Below are 16,590 nucleotides of genomic sequence, written 5' to 3' on the forward strand. Positions count from 1 at the left end.
GGGCTCACTCCCCGTCCCCGGACACCGCACGGCGGGCCTCGTCCTCGTTGCCGGGCGCGGCCTCGGCGTCGGCGGCCGCCTCCTCGACCGGCTCGGTCAGCGGACGGGGCAGCGGATCGGGCAGGAACGCGACGACCCCCTCCCCGATGCCGTAGGCGGAACCGGAACCGTCCAGGGAGTCGGCCAGGGCGAGCACCACGACCAGGTCGCCGGTGGGGCGGCCGACCACGTCCACGGTGGCGTAGGACGGCTCCTGCGCCCGGGCGTGGGCGACCAGCCCGCCCTGACGGCCCGAGTCGGTGCCGCCGGCCAGGACCGTGGGCCCGACCTGCCGGTGCAGGGCCGCGGTGAGACCGGCCAGGGCGGTGTTCGCGCGCTCCTCGTCCTCCTCGGGGGCGCCGGCGGCCGGGGCCACCACGACCACGGTGTCGGCGGAGCGGGCCGGGGAGCCCTCGACCGTGAGCAGGCCGCCCTCGGCGAAGGCCGACAGCACCGCGTTCGCGTCGTGGCCGTCCGCCCGGTCCTCCTCCCCGTCGGTCTCCCCGTCCGTCTCCTCCTCCGGGTCCTCCTCCTTCTCCTTCGTCTCCTCCCCGTCCTCGTCTGCGCCGCCCCTGGCGGCCAGCGCGCGGCCCAGCTCTGTGCCGGCCTTGTCATAGGGGTTTCCGGAGAGGTCCCCGGGGTCGTCCGAGACCTGGAACGCGAGCTCGTCGACGAAGGTGGCGCTGCCGCTGTCCAGGAACGCCTCCTCGAACAGCAGCTGCCCGACGACCTCCGCGCCCGCGTCCTCGACCCGTCCGCCCAGGGCGCGCACGACCTCCTCGTCCGCACCGGGCGCCGCGACCAGCACCACACGGCGGTCGAGCAGCCGCCCCTCCAGGACACTCCCGGCCACGGCGTCGGTGAACTGGTCGGCCCCGGCGTTGAGCAGCTCGGAGTCGTCGCGCTCGGCGCGCAGCTCCTCGCTCTGCCCGCGCAGGTCCGCGGTCTCGGACTTGAGGGTGTTGAGCAGCGGGTCCTGGAGCATCGTGGTGCCCAGGACCAGGCCGACGGTGAGCGCGAGGAACACCGCGACGATGGACACGAGGTGATAGCGGAAGTCGATCACGTGAACAGCCCCGTCATCCAGTAGACGAACGCGTCCCAGCGCGCCGCGAGAAAGGTGAGATAGACCTGCCCGGCCGGTGAGCTGTAGGCGGCGACCAGGATGGTGAGCAGGCACGCGGCCACCAGGCCGAGCAGTGCCCACGGAGAGATGCGGGACCGGTAGAGGCGGCTGACGCCCTTGGCGTCCACCAGTTTGCCGCCGACCCGGAGCCGGGTGAGGAAGGTGCTGGCCATACCCGAGCGGCCCTTGTCGAGGAACTCCTCGAGGGTGGCGTGGGTGCCCACGGCCACGATGAGGCTGGCCCCCGAGCCGTCTGCGAGCATCATCGCCACGTCCTCGCTGGTACCGGTGGCGGGGAAGACCACCGCCTCGTGGCCGAGGTCGGTCAGCCGTTGCAGACCGGGGGCGCGACCGTCGCGGTAGGCGTGCACCACCAGCTCGGCACCGCTGCTCAGGGACTGGTCAGAGACCGAGTCGAAGTCACCGACGATGATGTCGGGCCGGTACCCGGCCTCCATCACCGCGTCGGCTCCCCCGTCCACCGCGATGATGACCGGCCTGAACTCGCGGATGTAGGGCCGCAGCGCGGCCAGGTCCTCGCGGTAGTGGTAACCGCGCACCACGATCAGGACGTGGCGCCCCTCCATGGCGGTACCGATCACCGGTATGCCGATACCGTCCAGCAGAAGGTCGCGTTCGCGTTGGAGGTAGGCCATGGTGTTGGCGGCGAAGGCCTCCAGCTGGGTGGCGAGCCCGGCACGGGCCTCGGCCATGGCGTCGGCCACCGACTCCTTGTCCTGACGGACGCCGCGGGCGACGACCTCCGCGCCCCGGTAGAGGGTGGCGCCCTCCAGCCGCAGCCGTTCACCGTCGCGGACCCGGGTCAGGATCTCGGGATCCACGTCGTCCACCAGGGGAATGCCCGCGGCCACGATCATCTCGGGCCCCTGGTTGGGGTAGCGTCCACTGATACTGCGGGCGACGTTGAGCACCGCCGACACCCCGCAGCCCACCAGGGCCTCCGCACTGACCCGGTCCAGGTCGACGTGGTCGATCACGGCGATGTCGCCGGGACGCAGCCTCTTGGTCAGGTTCTTGGTGCGGCGGTCCGAACGGACGGGCGCGACCAGCCCGTCCGGGGCCTCCACCCGCGTACGACCGAATCGCATTGTGGCTCTGAACGCATCCGATACCTTCATCGCTGGCATACTGTCAGAACCAGATCACTCTGGGTTACAACATTCCGCCGATCGGCGTTTTCAGGGCAAACCACCCCGGATCAGAACGCCGCGGTGCCCGCACCGAACCGGTACGGGCACCACCGGACCAGAGGCCGGATCACGCAGCCGGATAGGCCCGATCCGAAGCCGCGTTGGTCAACAACTCCTCGGCGTGGGCCCGGCCCAGCTCGGAGTCCTCCAGACCGGCGAGCATCCGCGAGAGCTCCCGCACCCGCCCGTCCCGGTCCAACCGAACGACACCGCTCTCCGTGACCAACCCCTCGGTGGACTTCTCCACCACCAGGTGCGCATCGGAGAAGGCCGCCACCTGCGGCAGGTGCGTGACCACGATGACCTGGGCGCGCCGGGCCAAACGGGCCAGCCGGCGCCCGATCTCCACCGCCGCCTTGCCACCGACACCGGCGTCCACCTCGTCGAACACGAACGTGGGAACCGGATCGGCCCCGGCGAAGACCACCTCGATCGCCAGCATCACCCGCGAGAGCTCACCACCGGAAGCACCCTTGTGCAGGGCCAGCGGCGGAGAACTCGGGTGCGGCGCCAACAGGAGCTCGACCTCGTCACGCCCGTGCTGACCGAACTCCTCACCCGTGGTGATGCGCACACTCACCCGCGCGTGCGGCATGGCCAACGCGGTCAGCTCCTCGGTGACCGCCGCACCGAACCGCTCGGCCGCGGCGGACCGGACCTCGGTGAGCTCGCTCGCCGCCGCGTCCATCCGCGCGTACAGCTCATCGGCCTCCGCACGCAGCTCGTCGATACGCTCGTCGTCGCCCTCCAGCTCACCCAGGCGCTTGGCGGCCGTCGAGGCCCAGGCCAGCACCTCGTCCGTGGTCGCACCGTACTTGCGCGAAAGCTGGGTCAGCAGGGCACGCCGCTCCTGGACCGCGGCCAGCCGGGCCGGATCGGCGTCCACCGACTCCGCGTAGGAGGCGAGCTCGGTGGCCGCGTCCGTGAGGATGTAGGACGCCTCGTCCAACCGGTCGGCGATGGCAGCCAGGTCCGCGTCGTGCTCACGCACCGCCCCCACCGCCTGGCGGGCCGCCGACAGCAGCCCCACCACGTCGGCCTGCACCTCGGCGGCGGCCGGATCACCGGTGAGCGCCTCGTGCGCGGTGGTCGCGGCCACCCGCAACCCGTCGGCGTGCGCCAACCGGGTCTCCTCGGCGAGCAGCTCCTCGTCCTCACCGGGAAGCGGCTCGGCCGCGGTGATCTCCTCCACCCCGAACCGCAGCATGTCGGCCTCCTGGGCGCGCTCACGCGCCCGCTCGACCAGCTCCTCCAACTCCGAGGAGACCTCGCGGTAACGGCGGTAGGCGCCGGTGTACCGCTTCATCGCCTTGCTCAGGTCGTCACCGGCGAACCGGTCCAGGGACGAGCGCTGACGGTCCGCACGCAGCAGGCGCTGCTGGTCGGACTGCCCGTGCACGGCCACCAGGTCGTCGGCCAGATAGGCGAGCAGGCTCACCGGCGCGGAACGGCCGCCCATGGTCGCCCGGGAACGCCCCTCCGCCGACACCGCACGGGTGAGGATCAGGACGTCGTCGTCGATGTCGCCGCCGGCCTCCAGGACACGGTCGGCCACCCGGCCGCCCCGGGGCACGGTCAACCGTCCCTCGACCACCGCGCGCTCGGCACCGGGACGAACCCGCTGGGGATCGGCGCGTCCACCGAAGAGCAGTCCCAGCCCGGTGACGACCATGGTCTTACCCGCGCCGGTCTCACCGGTGACGACGGTCAGGCCCGGTGACAACTCCAACACGGCGTCATCGATGACACCGAGGCCTTGGATGCGGACTTCTTCGAGCACCGATCCCTCTCCTGATAGTTGACGCCCTTTGCATGTGACGGAGCTTCTTCAGCGTCCGTGTTCGGCCCGCCCCCGCCACCCGGTGACCGGCAGACCGAACTTGGCCACCAACCGATCGGTGAACGGCGCACGGTGCAACCGGGCCAGCCGGACCGGCGTATCGGCCCGGGTGATCTCGATTCGTGCTCCCGCGGGCAATTCGACCATACGCCGTCCATCACACCAGAGCACGCCCGGCGTGGTGTCCGGCAGCACCTCCAGCGCCACCGTCGCCTCCGGCCCGACCACCAGCGGCCTCGCGAACAGGGCGTGCGCGCTGATCGGCACGACCAACAGCGCTTCCACATCCGGCCACACGACCGGGCCACCCGCCGAGAAGGCGTGGGCGGTCGACCCGGTGGGGGTCGCGCACACCACACCGTCACAACCCCAGCTGGACAGGGGCCGCCCGTCCACCTCCAGGACCATCTCCAGCATGCGGCGGGTGTCGGCCTTCTCCAGGGTCGCCTCGTTGAGCGCCCACGAACGCACCGGGGGCGCCCCGTCACCGCGGCCGCCGTTGAAGACGGCCACGTCCAGGGTCATGCGCTCCTCGACCACGTAGTCACGGTTGACGACGCTGTTCACCGTGGCGCCCAGGTCCTCGCGCTCCGCCTCGGCCAAAAAACCCACGTGCCCGAGGTTGACCCCGAGCAGCGGCGCACCCGCCGGGCGCGCGATCTCCGCGGCCCGCAGCAGGGTCCCGTCCCCGCCGAGCACCATGACCAGTTCCACGCCCTCGGCCGCCTCCGCCGACTCCACGGACTCGACCGGGGACAGCACACAGCCCGTGGCCGCCAGATCCTCGACCTCGTCCTTGAGCATCCGCACGGTCAACCCCGCGCGGCTGAGACTCTCGTGGACGAGCTGGGCACTGCGTACCGCCGCGGGCCGACCGGTATGGGCCAGCAGGAGAACACTGCGTCCGCTGGTCATCGCCGTCCCCTTACGTTCACTCCCCGTGGGAAGCCTGGTGCTGACCGGGCACTCGACCGCACCCGGCCGGGTCACGTTACCGGACTCCTGCGACAGGAGGCCACGCCCTCAGGACGGGCCCTCCTGGATCGCCCGCTCCAACCGGGCCGGGTCCAGGGGCGGCGCCCCGGCACGCATCCACAGGAAGTACTCGACGTTCCCGGAGGGCCCCGGCAGAGGGCTGGCCGTCACGTCCACCACCCCCAGACCCAGGGTGAGGGCGTGCGCCGCGACGTCGGAGACGGCCTCGGCCCGCAGCCCGGGTTCGCGGACCACACCACCGGCACCCACACGCGCCTTGCCGACCTCGAACTGGGGTTTCACCATCATCGAGAAGTCGGCGTCGGCGGTCACGCACTCACGCAGCGCACCGAGCACGAGTTTGAGGGAGATGAACGACAGGTCGCCGACCACCAGGTCGGGACGCGGGTCACCGATCTGCTCCGGAGTGAGTTCACGGACGTTGACCCGCTCCATCACCCGCACCCGGTCGTCGCTGCGCAACGCCCAGGCGAGCTGCCCGTAACCGACGTCGACCGCCGTGACGTGCGCCGCACCGCGCCGCAACAGCACGTCGGTGAAACCTCCGGTGGAGGCCCCCGCGTCCAGGGCCCGCCGCCCCTTCACCTCCAGCTCGAAGGCGTCGAGCGCCCCGATGAGCTTGTGCGCGCCCCGCGAGACGTAGGGCGGTTCCTCGGAAGGGGTACGCACCACGATGGGCTGGTCGGTTCCGATCTGGGTCGCGGCCTTGGACGCCACCATGCCGGACACGAGAACGAAACCGTTCTCGATGATCTCGGCCGCGTGACCCCGGGAGCGTGCGTGACCGCGGCGGACCAGTTCCGCGTCGAGCCGACTACGTTTTGCCATGGTCACCTAGGGTACCGGCCGTTCCGGCCACTATCGAGAACTCTGGTTGCTCTGCCCCAGCACACCCAGAACACCCGACAGCTCCTGCTGGAGCGCGTCGAAGACCGCCACGTGCTCATGGGTGGGCAACGCGTCCAGATCGGCCAACCGCTCCCTCGTCGCGCCGAGGGTCTGCTCGGCCATGGCCTCGGCCTGCTCACTCGGGTCCATCAAGCCCTCTCCCTCCACACGGCCGCCGCACCCCGCACCCCGCGGCCCGGCGCCCCGCTCCCCGATGTTCCGGCCACCGGCAGGACCGGTGCCCGGATCGGACTCTACTTCTTCGCGCCCTTGCTCTTGGTGGTGCGCTTGGCCGTCGAACGCGACCGCGTGGTCTTCGCCGCGGGCTTGGCCTTGCCCCGGTTGGCGGTGCGCTTGGCGACGGTCCCGGACTCGGTCCCGTCCTGCCCGGCCTCCCCTACGGCGTCAGCGTCGGAGTCCCCGGCCGCGGCCTCCGACTCCTCCGCGGACTCGCCGTCCCCGGACTCCACCGCGTCCTCGCCCTGAGCGGAGTCCTCGGGGACAGCGTCCCCGGTCTCCGGTGCGCTCTCCTCGACACCCAGGGCGGCCCCGGCCTCCTCGACCGCCTCCCCGCTACCGGCGGACACGGCCTCGGCCGCCCTGGCCCTGGAGGGGGCCTGCGCGCGCGCCCGGGGCCCGGCCTCCGCCCGGGCCCGGTCCTCCTGGCCGTCCTCCTCACTCATCGGCAGCGCCGACGAGGCACCGCCACGGGGCGCCAGCACCCGCTCAACGACCTGCCGGGCGGCCATCCGGCGCTCCAGCTCGGCCACCCGACGGACCATCCGCTCGTACTCGGCACGCGGAACCATGTCCATCTGCTCCAGCGCCTGCCGGACCTCGGCCCGCACCAGGTCGGCCACGGCCGCCCGGTTGGCCTGACTGGTCTCGATCAGCTCACCGGCCAGGGTCTGAATGCTCTGCCCCACCCTCGGCGGGGCCTCACCGCCCGAGGCCACGGGCGCGGAGGCGGCCGCCCCGTCGGCCCGCAGCAGCGTCTTGGCCGCCGCCACGGCCTGCTTGCGAGAGAGTTCGGTGAGGCCATTGGCGGCATCCAGATAGGTGCGTACCGCGTCGACGACCATGATGACTTGCTCCTTGATGGGACCGCAGGAGGGAATGAACGAAAAGAGGACACGGAGAGGGAGGGGCCTCGTGTTCCGGGGGGTTCGACGCCAACGCTACCGGGGCCGGAGCGCATGTGACACGCAAACGACAGAGCTTGCCCCACCCGCACCACCCGCCCCGGGGCGATCCGCACCCTTGGTCCGCCCGAGGGCCTCTTGGCCGGTTGCCGGACGGTACACCGCCAATAGGGCATCATGTGCCCATGAGCAGCATCGACGCATGCCTGGAGGGCATAGCCCAGGCGAACCGGCGCATCCTCGCCCAACCACTGGAACGGCGACGCCGACACATCCGTGAACGCACGGTGCGCGTGATCGTCCCCGACCTGGTGACCGCCTTCGACATGCGCCTGACCGTCGACGGCCTCACCGACGTCACCCCGCGGCCGCTGGACACCCCCGCCGCCGACCCCCAGGTCCGGGTCACCGTCTCCAGCTCCGACCTCGTGGACCTGGCCCAGGACCGTCTGGACCCCGCCAAGGCACTGTTCAGCCGACGCCTCAGGGTCGACGCCAGCCTCAGCGACCTGATCCGCATGAAGCGCCTGCTCTGACCAGTCCCCCGAGACCGAATGCACCGCCACCACCCAGCGGCGGGTACCTTGCTGGGATGCCCCGCCAACCTCTGGACCTGGCCCCCTTCCGCGGCCTGCGCTACGTGGCCCCCGACGTCGACCGCTTCATCGACGGCGGCTTCGACATCGCACGACTGCTGGCGCCGCCCTACGACATCCCCGACGCGGAGGAGGCGCGAAAGCTCCAGCGCTCCGACCCGCACAACGCGGCGAGGGTCACACTGCCCTTCGAGCTCTCCCGGCAGGCAACCGACAACGACGACGCCGTCTCCCGCCGCTACCGCTCCGCCGCGGACCTCCTGCGGAGCTGGATCACCGACGGGGTACTCGCCCTGGACGAGGAACCCGCACTGTACGTGTACGAGCAGGCCACCGCGGACGGCCAGGTACAGCGAGGGCTCGTGGGCGCCCTGGGACTGCCGCAGGAGGACGCCGAACCCGCCGTGCGCCCGCACGAGGACGTGGCCGACCCGCCGGTACGCGACCGCTTCCGCTTGATGGAGGTGGCGCGCGCCAACCTCGAACCCATCTTCCTCGTCTACCGCGGCGCGGGCGGCGCCGCCTCCGCCGCCACCGAGGCCACCGGCACCCGGCAGGAACCCGTGGTCCGCGCCCGTACCAGGGACGGCGCCGAACACCGCCTGTGGGCCATCACCGACCCCGGACGACAGCGGGAGATCACCACCGACCTGGCCGACCGCTCCGCCCTGATCGCCGACGGCCACCACCGCTACGCCGCCTACCTCAGGCTCCGCCGGCAGAGCACCGACCCGGGTTGGAGCCACGGCCTGGCCCTGCTCGTGGACAGCGATACCCACCCGCCCCGGCTCGGCGCGATCCACCGGGTCCTGCCCGGCCTGGACACCGCCGAGGCCCTGGCCGCCGCCCGGACGGTGGCCACGGTGGAACCGGTCCCGGAGGCCGACCCCGCCGCCCTGGCCGAGATGAGCGCCCCGGCCCTGCTCCTGGTATCCGCCGACGGCGACGCCCACCTGGTGAGCGGGTTCGACGAGGAGGTCCTGCGCCGGGCCATGCCCGACCACTCCCCCGACTGGCGCCACCTGGCCACGGCCGCCCTGCACGAGGTCCTCATGCCCCTGTGGAGCTACCCCGAGGAAAAAGTGCGGATGGTGCACGACGACCCGGTCGAGGCCGTGGCCGCCGCCCGCGACGAGAAGGGCACCGCCGCCCTCGTGCCCCCGCTGCGCGTGGAGCAGGTCTACGCCGTCGCCGACCGCGGCGAGCTCACCCCCCGCAAGTCCACCTCCTTCGGCCCCAAACCCCGCACCGGTCTGGTCATGCGCGTCCTGGACTAGGCCCTCTTCTTCGGATCACTCCGCCCACCCGTCGCCCGCCTCCGCGCCCGCCGGAACGGCCCAGCTCCGGAGCCCTCCGCACACCCGCACACCCGCACACCACGATCTCCCGGCGTTGCGCACGGAGCCGACCAGAACAGGCACCGGGTCGGCTTCGCGCACCCTCGGAGCCGGCACCGCGGCCCTCACCCGACGCCATCGAAACCCGCTGGCCCACGGCCGCACCCGCTGGGAACATGAGCGGTGTCCCCGCGTCGACCCGCAACGGAGCAGCGCCGTGTCCACCTCCCCCGTCCCCTCCGACGGGCCGCGCACCGCGGCCTCCCTCACCCTCCACCTGAACCACCTGGGGGTACGCCCCGGCGACACCCTCCTGGTACACACCTCCCTGCGTTCGCTCGGCTGGGTGTGCGGAGGCGACCAGACCGTGGTCCGAGCCCTCCTGGACGCCGTGGGCCCCGCCGGAACCCTCGTCGTGCCCACCCAGACCATGGACAACACCGACCCCTCCGGCTGGTCCGACCCGCCCGTCCCCGAAGCCTGGTGGGACACCATCCGGGCCGAATCACCCGCCTTCGACCCCGCGATCACCCCCAGCGCCTACATGGGCCGCGTCCCCGAACGGGTCCGCACCTGGCCGGGGGCCGTACGCAGCGCCCACCCGCAGACCTCCTTCGCCGCGCTCGGCCCGGACGCGGCCCTCCTCATGCACCCCCACCCCCTCGAATCAGCCCTCGGCGAGAACTCACCACTGGCCCGGCTGGAGAAGTCCGGAGCGCACGTCCTCCTCCTGGGAGTCGGCTACGACTCCTGCACCGCCTTCCACCTGGCCGAGTACCGGGTCCCCCGACCACGCACCGCCCCCACCTCCTGCGCGGTCCACACCCCGGACGGCGACCGGGAATGGGTGACCTACACCGACGTCGCCCTCGACGAATCCGACTTCCCCGCCCTGGGCGCGGACTTCGAGACCACCGGCGCGGTGACCGTCGGCCGTGTGGGCTCGGCCGCCGCCCGCCTCTTCCCCCTGGCCCGGGCGGTCGACTTCGCCACCACCTGGCTGACCAGGCACCGCCCCCACTGACCGGTACCTCCCGAACACGGGCACCCGCGGACCGCCCAGCGAACACCCACCCCCTCTCCGCGGCTTCGGACGGGCCCCGCGGCCAGGCTGCGACGGAGCACACACCCCGTGGCAGGGGCGCCCGGACCTTCGGGAGGCCTAGCCTGGAGGCGACCTCTCCCGCCACACGGAATCGGACCCCGCGCCATGTCCCTGCAGGCAGCTGACCGCCCGCTCAACGAGCTCCACGACGCGATGCTCCTGGACCTGGACGGCGTGGTCTACATCGGCCCCAAGGCCGTGCCCGCAGCCCCCGAGGCCGTGGGCAAGGCCCGCGCTGCCGGTGCCAGGGTCGCCTTCGTGACCAACAACGCCGGCCGCACCCCCGCCCGGATCGCCGAACACCTCACCCACCTGGGGGTGCCCGCCGCCCCCGAGGACGTGGTCACCTCCGCCGAGGCCGCCGCCCGACTGGTCGCCGCCCGCTACCCGGCGGGTTCGGACGTGCTGGTGGTCGGCGACACCGGCCTGCGCCAGGCCGTGCGCCGGATGGGTCTGCGACCCGTCACAGTCGCCACGGATTCGGTGGTGGCCGTGGTCCAGGGCTACTCGCCGACGATGTCCCGCGACCTCCTGGACCAGGGCACACTCGCGGTCGCTGGCGGCGCGTTCTACGTGGCGAGCAACTCCGACGCCACCGCCCCCACCCAATGGGGGATCACCCCCGCCAACGGCTCGTTCGTGCGGGTGATCGCGCACGCCACCGGTGTGGAACCGGTGATCGCGGGCAAGCCGATGCGCCCCCTGCACGAGGAAGGGATGATGCGCACCGGCGCGACCGACCCCCTCATCGTGGGCGACCGGTTGGACACCGACATCGAGGGCGCCACCACACACGGTGCCGCCGGGCTCCTGGTCCTGTCCGGGGTCGCCACCCCGCAGGACCTCCTGGCCGCCCCCGCCCACCAGCGCCCCCGCTACCTGTCCTGGGACGTGTCCGGGATGAACGAGACCCACCCGGGCCCGGTCCGCCGCGTCGACGGCGACACCGCGCGCACCGAGTGCGGCGGCTGGACCGTCGGCGTCGAGGCCGACACCGTACGCCTGTCCGGCGACGGAGACCGCTTGGACGGTCTGCGCGCCCTGTGCACGGCGGTCTGGTCCGACGAGCGCGTCGACCCCACCGGCCCCTCGGCCACCGCGGCCCTGGCGGTCCTGGGCTGGTGACCGGCTCACCGTTCCGCCCTGCGCACCAGAGCGACGGTGCCCACCTCCACCTCCAACACGCTCCGGACGCCGTTCCAGCCGCGCCAGAACCGGCGGCGTAGCTCACCGGTCACCCTGACCACGTCGCCGATCCGCCACCCGTGCACCCGATCGCACATGTGCGGGTCGAAGGAGACCAGGGTCAGCGAATCGGCCCGGGCCCGTCGGCGCCCGGACACCTCGGCCCGGGCCACACCGATCCGCCAGGTCACCAGGCGGTCCCCGCTGGGGAGTTCCCTCTCCGCGGGGGCGGCGGTGACCCGGCCGACCACGAAGACCTCGTTGCGGTGCCCGTCCGGGCGCTCCGGCCCGGCACCCTTCGGTTCGGGCCGCCCCTCGTCGAGGGTCCTCGGTTCGGGGGCCGGTTCGGGCACGGAGGGGGTTTTCGACGACGGCCGAGGGCTCTGCGAGGCGGAGACCCACCGGGCCCTCCCCTCCGGATCGGACTGCGGGTTCGGGGACGTGGAGACAGACGTGGGTTCGAGCACGAGGGCCTTTCCGGTAGTCACCTGGTGCGCGCGCTGATTCCAGGATCCCCCGGGCGGGCCCGGGAAAGAAGACCCTTCCTCAACCTGTGGACAACCCCGGGGACCCGCCGTCAACAGCCATGACACCCTTGTCCTAGAGTCGGGTTCGGTTCGGAACGGACCGCACAACGCTTGAAGAAGAGGGGTGCCTGCCGTGCACGACGACGTGGACGTCAGCGGTCTGCCCGAGGGGATCACCCCGCTGGGCAACCAGATCTATGCCATCGACACGATGCTCGCCGGTTATCCCGGGGTCGTCTCCGCCTACCTCATCCGCACCGAGCGGCCCTGCATCGTCGAGGTGGGCACCGCCGGTTCGGCACCGGTACTGCGTGACGCCGTCATCCGGCTCGGCCTGGCCCCCGAGGACCTGGCGACCATCGTGGTCACCCACATCCACCTGGACCACGCGGGCGGCACCGGGGACATGGCGGCGCTGTTCCCCAACGCGGAGATCGTCGTGCACGAACGCGGCGCCCGCCACCTGGCCGATCCCAGCCGCCTGATGGCCAGCGCGAAGATGGTGTGGGGCGACCGCTTGGAGACCCTGTTCGGCCAGATGCACCCCACCGAGGCCGCCCGTATCCGCTCGGTCGCCGAAACCGGCGAGGTCGACCTGGGCGCCGGCCGCAAGCTGGTCTCGCACTACGCCCCCGGACACGCCAAGCACCACATGGGCCTGGTGGACACCGGGACAGGCGACCTGTACGTCGGCGACGCCCTCGGCGTGTACAACCCCCTGACCGGGGACCTGCGCCCGGCCACCCCGCCGCCGGACTTCGACATGGACGCCTGCCTGCGCACCCTGGGCCTGTTCCGCGACATCGGCGCCCAGAGGCTGATGTTCTCCCACTTCGGCGCGCACGACACCGTCACCGAGACCATCGACCGGGCCGAGGACGAACTCCGCCTGTGGGTGGAGACCGTACGCGACTCCCGGGACACCGGCGGGGACCTGGACCACGCCATCGCGATGGTGCGCGACAAGGTCGTCTCCCGGTACAAGCCCCTCCCGGCGGACGCCTCCGCCGGGACCGTGGCGGTCCTGGACACACTCAGCGGTCCGGAGGCCAACGTCAGCGGCATCATGCACTGGCTGGACAAGCTCGCCCAGGAACAGGCCGAAGCGAAGAGGAAGGCCGAGGAGGAGCGGGCCTAGGTCGAGGAGGTGCCGGGGCGCCGGAAAACCAGGTGCGCCCCCGGTACCGCCCCCCGTAACCTCCCGGCATGACTCCCCAGATCCGTCCGGTACGCAAGGACGACCTCTCCCAGAGCTTCACCCTCATCAGGAACGGCTTTCCCGCCGTGGCCGTCACCGAGGAACACATGCGGTGGCGGTTCGACCACCCCCGCCCCGACGTCGACGACACACGCCTGGTCGCGGTGGACGGCGACAGGGTGGTCGGGCACATGATCAGCAGAGTGCACACGGACGAGGACGGGACCCGCAAGGGCAACTCCTTCTACGGGGCCCTGGCCGAAGAACACCGCGACACGGATCTCGCCGCCCGGCTCCTGGAGGCCTCGGAGGCCAACCTGACCGAGAAGGGGGCTGCCTTCCTGCGGACCAGCGCCGCCCAGGAAGGCGTCCAGGCCGCCGGCGAGCACTTCCGAGAAGCGATCCTGGCACGGGGGTACGAGCTGGTCGAGAGCCACCACGTGCTCGGCATGGAACTGAGCAGGCTCCCGGATCCGCCGCAGGCACCGGCGGGCGCCGAGCTGCGCCGGTGGAGCGAGTTCGCCGACGACCCCCGCCCGCTCTACGAGATCGACAAGGCCGCCGACGCGGACGAACCGGGCGAGACCGCGGAGGACTTCCTGTCCTACGAGTTCTGGCTCGACTCGGTGTGGCACAACCCGATGTTCGACCTGGAGCTCAGCCTCGCCCTGCTGCTGGACGGGGCCCCCGTGGCGATCTCCTGCTACTCGTCCGACCACGACAGCCGCATGGAGTCGGCGATGACCGGCACCCTGCGCGAGTACCGGAACCGGGGCCTGGCCGGGTACACCAAGCACATGGCCCTGCACCGGGCCAGGGAACGGGGCTTCACCCACGCCTACACCGGCAACCACGAGACCAACAAACCGATGCTGGCCATCAACAACCGCATCGGCTACAGCCTGGTCGGTACCGAGAACACCTACGTCAAGCGGCTCTGAGCGGCAGACCGAGAACACGGATCAGGTGGGCGTACAGGCCGTCCGCCCAGGACAGCTCCGAGTCCTCGGGAAGACGCTCGAAAACACGCGTCTCGAACTCCCCGCTGATCGGTTCCACAGCGCTCACCTGGGCATGCGTGACCACCGTGGTGTGGCCTCCGGAGAGCACGTAGTAACCCATCACCACGACCTCGCCGAGGGTGGCCGCGGCCTCCTCGTACACCTCGCGCCTCACCGTGGCGTACAGGTCCTCACCGCTCTCCCGGTGCCCGCCGGGGAACTCCCAGGCCCTCCCGGGGTTGCGGACCATGAAGGGCCGCTCCCCCGCGTAGGTCAGGCAGACCACCGAGTCGTACCGCTCAGGAAGCGTGTGCAGACACACGACAGCGCCGCCGAGTGGCTCCTGGCCACTCGGCGGCGCTCCGTCACCAGGGCTCAGTCCCGGCCACCCCTGCGGTCGTCACGGCGCTCCCGGGGAGCGGCCGCGGCCTCGGCGGCAGCGGCTTCGTCCGCCTCTTCCTCGACGTCGGTCCAGACGACACCGTCCTCGACGTCGCTGTCGACCAGCTCGACACCCTCGATGGCGGCGAGGCGCTCGTCCGCGTCGGTGACGCCCTCACGGTCCACCGAAGAGGCCCGGGCGAAGTACTCACGGGCGTCCTCGGTACGGCCGAGCTCCTCCAGGACATCGGCGTAGGCGTAGAACAACCGGGCCACGTACGGCCGGGCCCGACGCTCCTTCAGCTCCGGCACCTGAAGCTCGGCCAGAGCGGCCTTGACGTCGCCCATGTCACGGCGGGCACCGGCGGCGACGATCCGCAGCTCGATGCGCTCGTCGGCGTCCAGGTCCTTGGCGGCCGGGTCGTTGGCGATCTCCAGAGCCCGCTCCGGACGACCGAGGCCGCGCTCGCAGTCAGCCATGATCGCCAGGAAGGTGTCCCGACCACTCATCCGACGCGCGGCGCGCAGATCGGAGAGGGCCTCCTGCCACTTGCCCACCGTGTAGGCGGCGATACCGGACGCCTCACGAACGCTGGGCAGCCTGGAAGCCTTCCGACGCGCGTAGGCAGCGTGCTTGTAGGCCCGATCCGGGTCCTCGTCCACCAGCAGTCCAGCGGCCACGATGTGCTTGCCGACCAGCTCGGCCAGGGTCTTGGGCAGCGAGTGCAGGTCGCGCTTGGTGTCCTTGTCCAGCTGGTCGTACGTGGCTTCGTCGGGCAGCGGCGGAGCGATGTCCGCCGGGTCCCGGTCCTCCCGCGGAGGCCGGCGGTCGTCCCGCTGGAAGTCACGTCCGCCACCGCGACGGTCGCCTCCGGAGCCGCCGCGGTAACCACCGCGGTCGTTCCCGCCACGGTCGTTCCCGCCGCGGTAGCCGCCGCGATCGCCACTGGGACGGTCTCCGCCACGGCCGCGCTCGCCCCCGGGACCACCGCGGTAACCACCACGGTCCCCACTGGGACGATCCTCGCGACCCCGGTAACCACCACGGTCACCAGTGGGACGGTCACCGCCACGGTAGCCCCCGCGGTCGTCACGGCTCCGGTTGTCCCGGTTTCCGCCACGGTCGTCCCTGCGATCACCGGTGGGACGGTCACCGCCCCGGTAACCGCCACGGTCGTCACGGCTCCGGTCGCCTCCGGAGCCGCCGCGGTAACCACCGCGGTCGTTCCCGCCACGGTCGTTCCCGCCGCGGTAACCACCACGGTCCCCACTGGGACGGTCTCCGCCACGGCCGCGCTCGCCCCCGGGACCACCGCGGTAACCACCACGGTCCCCACTGGGACGATCCTCGCGACCCCGGTAACCACCACGGTCACCAGTGGGACGGTCACCGCCACGGTCATCCCGGCGGTCACCGCCGCGGTACCCACCGCTGCGGTCGTCGCCATCACGGAAGTTACGGCGCTCGCCGCCTCCGGTGTTGCCTCTGTCGTCCCGGGAGCCCCTGTAGCCAGACCGGGAACGGGACTCGTCACCGCGCCCGCGACCTTCAGGCTCACCGGAGCGGTTACCGCTGTGGTCGTTTGCTCCGGAGTCCTCGCGGTCTCCCGATCGGCTGTCCTCAGTCATCCAACCCGTCCGTCAACACTCAAAAGCGCTGCCACCTTGAGCAGTAGCAGCGCGTAGTAGTACTCGTACCCTCCAGCTTACGACATGGCTTACGCACACATCACCAAAGCCGCATTACACGACGGTGTGGATATCCACAACCCCGCACCAGGGAGTTGGCTGCCGCGGGCCCCGTGCTCTTTCATACTGCCAGGCTCAGAGGTCGAGGGCACCTCCAGCGAGGCGCACGGCGGCGGTGACGCCTACCGCATCAAACCCAGAGCCCGGGGATGAGCACCGGGCTCCCACCACCACACGGACATCCTCAAATTCACATGTTCACAAGACATGGCAAAAAACAAAAAGAAGGAGGAGCCCGCCCCGAAAGACGAACCCCTCCCCCTATTCTC

At 71.6% G+C, this 16,590-nt stretch carries 17 protein-coding genes; 7 read left to right on the forward strand and 10 right to left on the reverse strand.

Annotated elements, in window-relative coordinates; translation table 11 throughout:
* Window positions 1–4: 4 nt before the first annotated feature.
* The 7 genes from D458_RS0126830 to D458_RS0126860 form a co-directional block, all read right to left on the reverse strand.
* Window positions 5–1,105, reverse strand: a complete 1,101-nt coding sequence (locus tag D458_RS0126830; RefSeq protein WP_017589802.1) for a copper transporter — start codon at window positions 1,103–1,105, stop codon at window positions 5–7.
* Window positions 1,102–2,274: a putative cytokinetic ring protein SteA gene (steA, locus tag D458_RS0126835; protein WP_017589803.1), complete on the reverse strand. Its 1,173-nt coding sequence runs from the start codon at window positions 2,272–2,274 to the stop codon at window positions 1,102–1,104. The genes D458_RS0126830 and steA overlap by 4 nt, the downstream gene beginning before the upstream one ends.
* Before the next feature lie 169 nt (window positions 2,275–2,443).
* On the reverse strand, window positions 2,444–4,156 hold the full coding sequence (gene recN / locus D458_RS0126840; RefSeq protein ID WP_017589804.1) for a DNA repair protein RecN: 1,713 nt from the start codon (window positions 4,154–4,156) through the stop codon (window positions 2,444–2,446).
* 48 nt (window positions 4,157–4,204) lie between these two features.
* Window positions 4,205–5,131 (reverse strand): NAD kinase, encoded by a 927-nt coding sequence (locus D458_RS0126845; protein ID WP_026119712.1) that lies wholly within the window; start codon window positions 5,129–5,131, stop codon window positions 4,205–4,207.
* Between the two features lie 108 nt (window positions 5,132–5,239).
* Entirely contained in the window at window positions 5,240–6,040 is an 801-nt protein-coding gene (locus D458_RS0126850) for a TlyA family RNA methyltransferase (protein WP_026119713.1), read from the reverse strand.
* Window positions 6,041–6,070: 30 nt separating this feature from the next.
* Window positions 6,071–6,250, reverse strand: a complete 180-nt coding sequence (locus D458_RS0126855) for a hypothetical protein (protein WP_017589807.1) — start codon at window positions 6,248–6,250, stop codon at window positions 6,071–6,073.
* 104 nt (window positions 6,251–6,354) lie between these two features.
* Window positions 6,355–7,182, reverse strand: coding sequence for a hypothetical protein (locus D458_RS0126860; protein ID WP_017589808.1), 828 nt, complete (start codon window positions 7,180–7,182; stop codon window positions 6,355–6,357).
* A gap of 245 nt (window positions 7,183–7,427) precedes the next feature.
* Here D458_RS0126860 and D458_RS0126865 point away from each other — a divergent pair, with 245 nt between their 5' ends.
* The 4 genes from D458_RS0126865 to D458_RS0126880 all read left to right on the forward strand — a co-directional run bounded on the left by D458_RS0126865 (window position 7,428) and on the right by D458_RS0126880 (window position 11,405).
* The gene (locus D458_RS0126865; protein WP_017589809.1) at window positions 7,428–7,778 is read left to right on the forward strand and encodes an SCP2 sterol-binding domain-containing protein; all 351 of its coding nucleotides are present in this window, start codon (window positions 7,428–7,430) and stop codon (window positions 7,776–7,778) included.
* Between the two features lie 56 nt (window positions 7,779–7,834).
* Window positions 7,835–9,115 carry a DUF1015 family protein gene (locus D458_RS0126870; protein ID WP_017589810.1) on the forward strand — a complete coding sequence of 427 codons (1,281 nt, stop codon included), beginning with the start codon at window positions 7,835–7,837 and terminating at the stop codon, window positions 9,113–9,115.
* 277 nt (window positions 9,116–9,392) lie between these two features.
* Window positions 9,393–10,199 carry an aminoglycoside N(3)-acetyltransferase gene (locus tag D458_RS0126875; RefSeq protein WP_017589811.1) on the forward strand — a complete coding sequence of 269 codons (807 nt, stop codon included), beginning with the start codon at window positions 9,393–9,395 and terminating at the stop codon, window positions 10,197–10,199.
* 186 nt (window positions 10,200–10,385) lie between these two features.
* Window positions 10,386–11,405 (forward strand): HAD-IIA family hydrolase, encoded by a 1,020-nt coding sequence (locus tag D458_RS0126880; protein ID WP_017589812.1) that lies wholly within the window; start codon window positions 10,386–10,388, stop codon window positions 11,403–11,405.
* A 5-nt stretch (window positions 11,406–11,410) separates the two neighbouring features.
* Here D458_RS0126880 and D458_RS0126885 read toward each other — a convergent pair whose 3' ends face one another.
* Window positions 11,411–11,818 carry a single-stranded DNA-binding protein gene (locus tag D458_RS0126885; RefSeq protein ID WP_017589813.1) on the reverse strand — a complete coding sequence of 136 codons (408 nt, stop codon included), beginning with the start codon at window positions 11,816–11,818 and terminating at the stop codon, window positions 11,411–11,413.
* A gap of 307 nt (window positions 11,819–12,125) precedes the next feature.
* On the opposite strand from D458_RS0126885, the gene D458_RS0126890 reads away from it, so the two are divergent.
* Together D458_RS0126890 and D458_RS0126895 are read left to right on the forward strand one after the other, a co-directional pair.
* Window positions 12,126–13,130 carry an MBL fold metallo-hydrolase gene (locus tag D458_RS0126890; protein WP_017589814.1) on the forward strand — a complete coding sequence of 335 codons (1,005 nt, stop codon included), beginning with the start codon at window positions 12,126–12,128 and terminating at the stop codon, window positions 13,128–13,130.
* Window positions 13,131–13,198: 68 nt separating this feature from the next.
* The gene (locus D458_RS0126895) at window positions 13,199–14,131 is read left to right on the forward strand and encodes a hypothetical protein (protein ID WP_017589815.1); all 933 of its coding nucleotides are present in this window, start codon (window positions 13,199–13,201) and stop codon (window positions 14,129–14,131) included.
* Here D458_RS0126895 and D458_RS0126900 read toward each other — a convergent pair.
* Both D458_RS0126900 and D458_RS0126905 read right to left on the reverse strand, forming a co-directional pair.
* The gene (locus D458_RS0126900; RefSeq protein ID WP_017589816.1) at window positions 14,118–14,513 is read right to left on the reverse strand and encodes an NUDIX domain-containing protein; all 396 of its coding nucleotides are present in this window, start codon (window positions 14,511–14,513) and stop codon (window positions 14,118–14,120) included. The two genes, D458_RS0126895 and D458_RS0126900, sit on opposite strands and share 14 nt — an antisense overlap.
* Window positions 14,514–14,566: 53 nt before the next feature.
* Complete coding sequence (locus D458_RS0126905; protein WP_239648073.1) at window positions 14,567–15,253, reverse strand: tetratricopeptide repeat protein; 687 nt, start codon at window positions 15,251–15,253, stop codon at window positions 14,567–14,569.
* A gap of 3 nt (window positions 15,254–15,256) precedes the next feature.
* On the opposite strand from D458_RS0126905, the gene D458_RS37180 reads away from it, so the two are divergent.
* On the forward strand, window positions 15,257–16,258 hold the full coding sequence (locus D458_RS37180) for a hypothetical protein (RefSeq protein ID WP_204366936.1): 1,002 nt from the start codon (window positions 15,257–15,259) through the stop codon (window positions 16,256–16,258).
* Window positions 16,259–16,590 lie beyond the last annotated feature (332 nt).

Origin of the sequence: Nocardiopsis ganjiahuensis DSM 45031 (assembly GCF_000341085.1) — a bacterium.
In the GTDB taxonomy this organism is placed as follows: Bacteria; Actinomycetota; Actinomycetes; order Streptosporangiales; family Streptosporangiaceae; genus Nocardiopsis; species Nocardiopsis ganjiahuensis.

Excerpts from the sequence above, each read along its gene's own strand:
- steA (WP_017589803.1), bottom strand. The coding sequence starts at position 2,274 with ATGCGATTCGGTCGTACGCGGGTGGAGGCCCCGGACGGGCTGGTCGCG.
- D458_RS0126880 (WP_017589812.1), top strand. The coding sequence starts at position 10,386 with ATGTCCCTGCAGGCAGCTGACCGCCCGCTCAACGAGCTCCACGACGCG.
- D458_RS0126895 (WP_017589815.1), top strand. The coding sequence starts at position 13,199 with ATGACTCCCCAGATCCGTCCGGTACGCAAGGACGACCTCTCCCAGAGC.
- D458_RS0126870 (WP_017589810.1), top strand. The coding sequence starts at position 7,835 with ATGCCCCGCCAACCTCTGGACCTGGCCCCCTTCCGCGGCCTGCGCTAC.
- D458_RS0126850 (WP_026119713.1), bottom strand. The coding sequence starts at position 6,040 with ATGGCAAAACGTAGTCGGCTCGACGCGGAACTGGTCCGCCGCGGTCAC.
- D458_RS0126855 (WP_017589807.1), bottom strand. The coding sequence starts at position 6,250 with ATGGACCCGAGTGAGCAGGCCGAGGCCATGGCCGAGCAGACCCTCGGC.
- D458_RS0126845 (WP_026119712.1), bottom strand. The coding sequence starts at position 5,131 with ATGACCAGCGGACGCAGTGTTCTCCTGCTGGCCCATACCGGTCGGCCC.
- D458_RS0126860 (WP_017589808.1), bottom strand. The coding sequence starts at position 7,182 with ATGGTCGTCGACGCGGTACGCACCTATCTGGATGCCGCCAATGGCCTC.
- D458_RS0126865 (WP_017589809.1), top strand. The coding sequence starts at position 7,428 with ATGAGCAGCATCGACGCATGCCTGGAGGGCATAGCCCAGGCGAACCGG.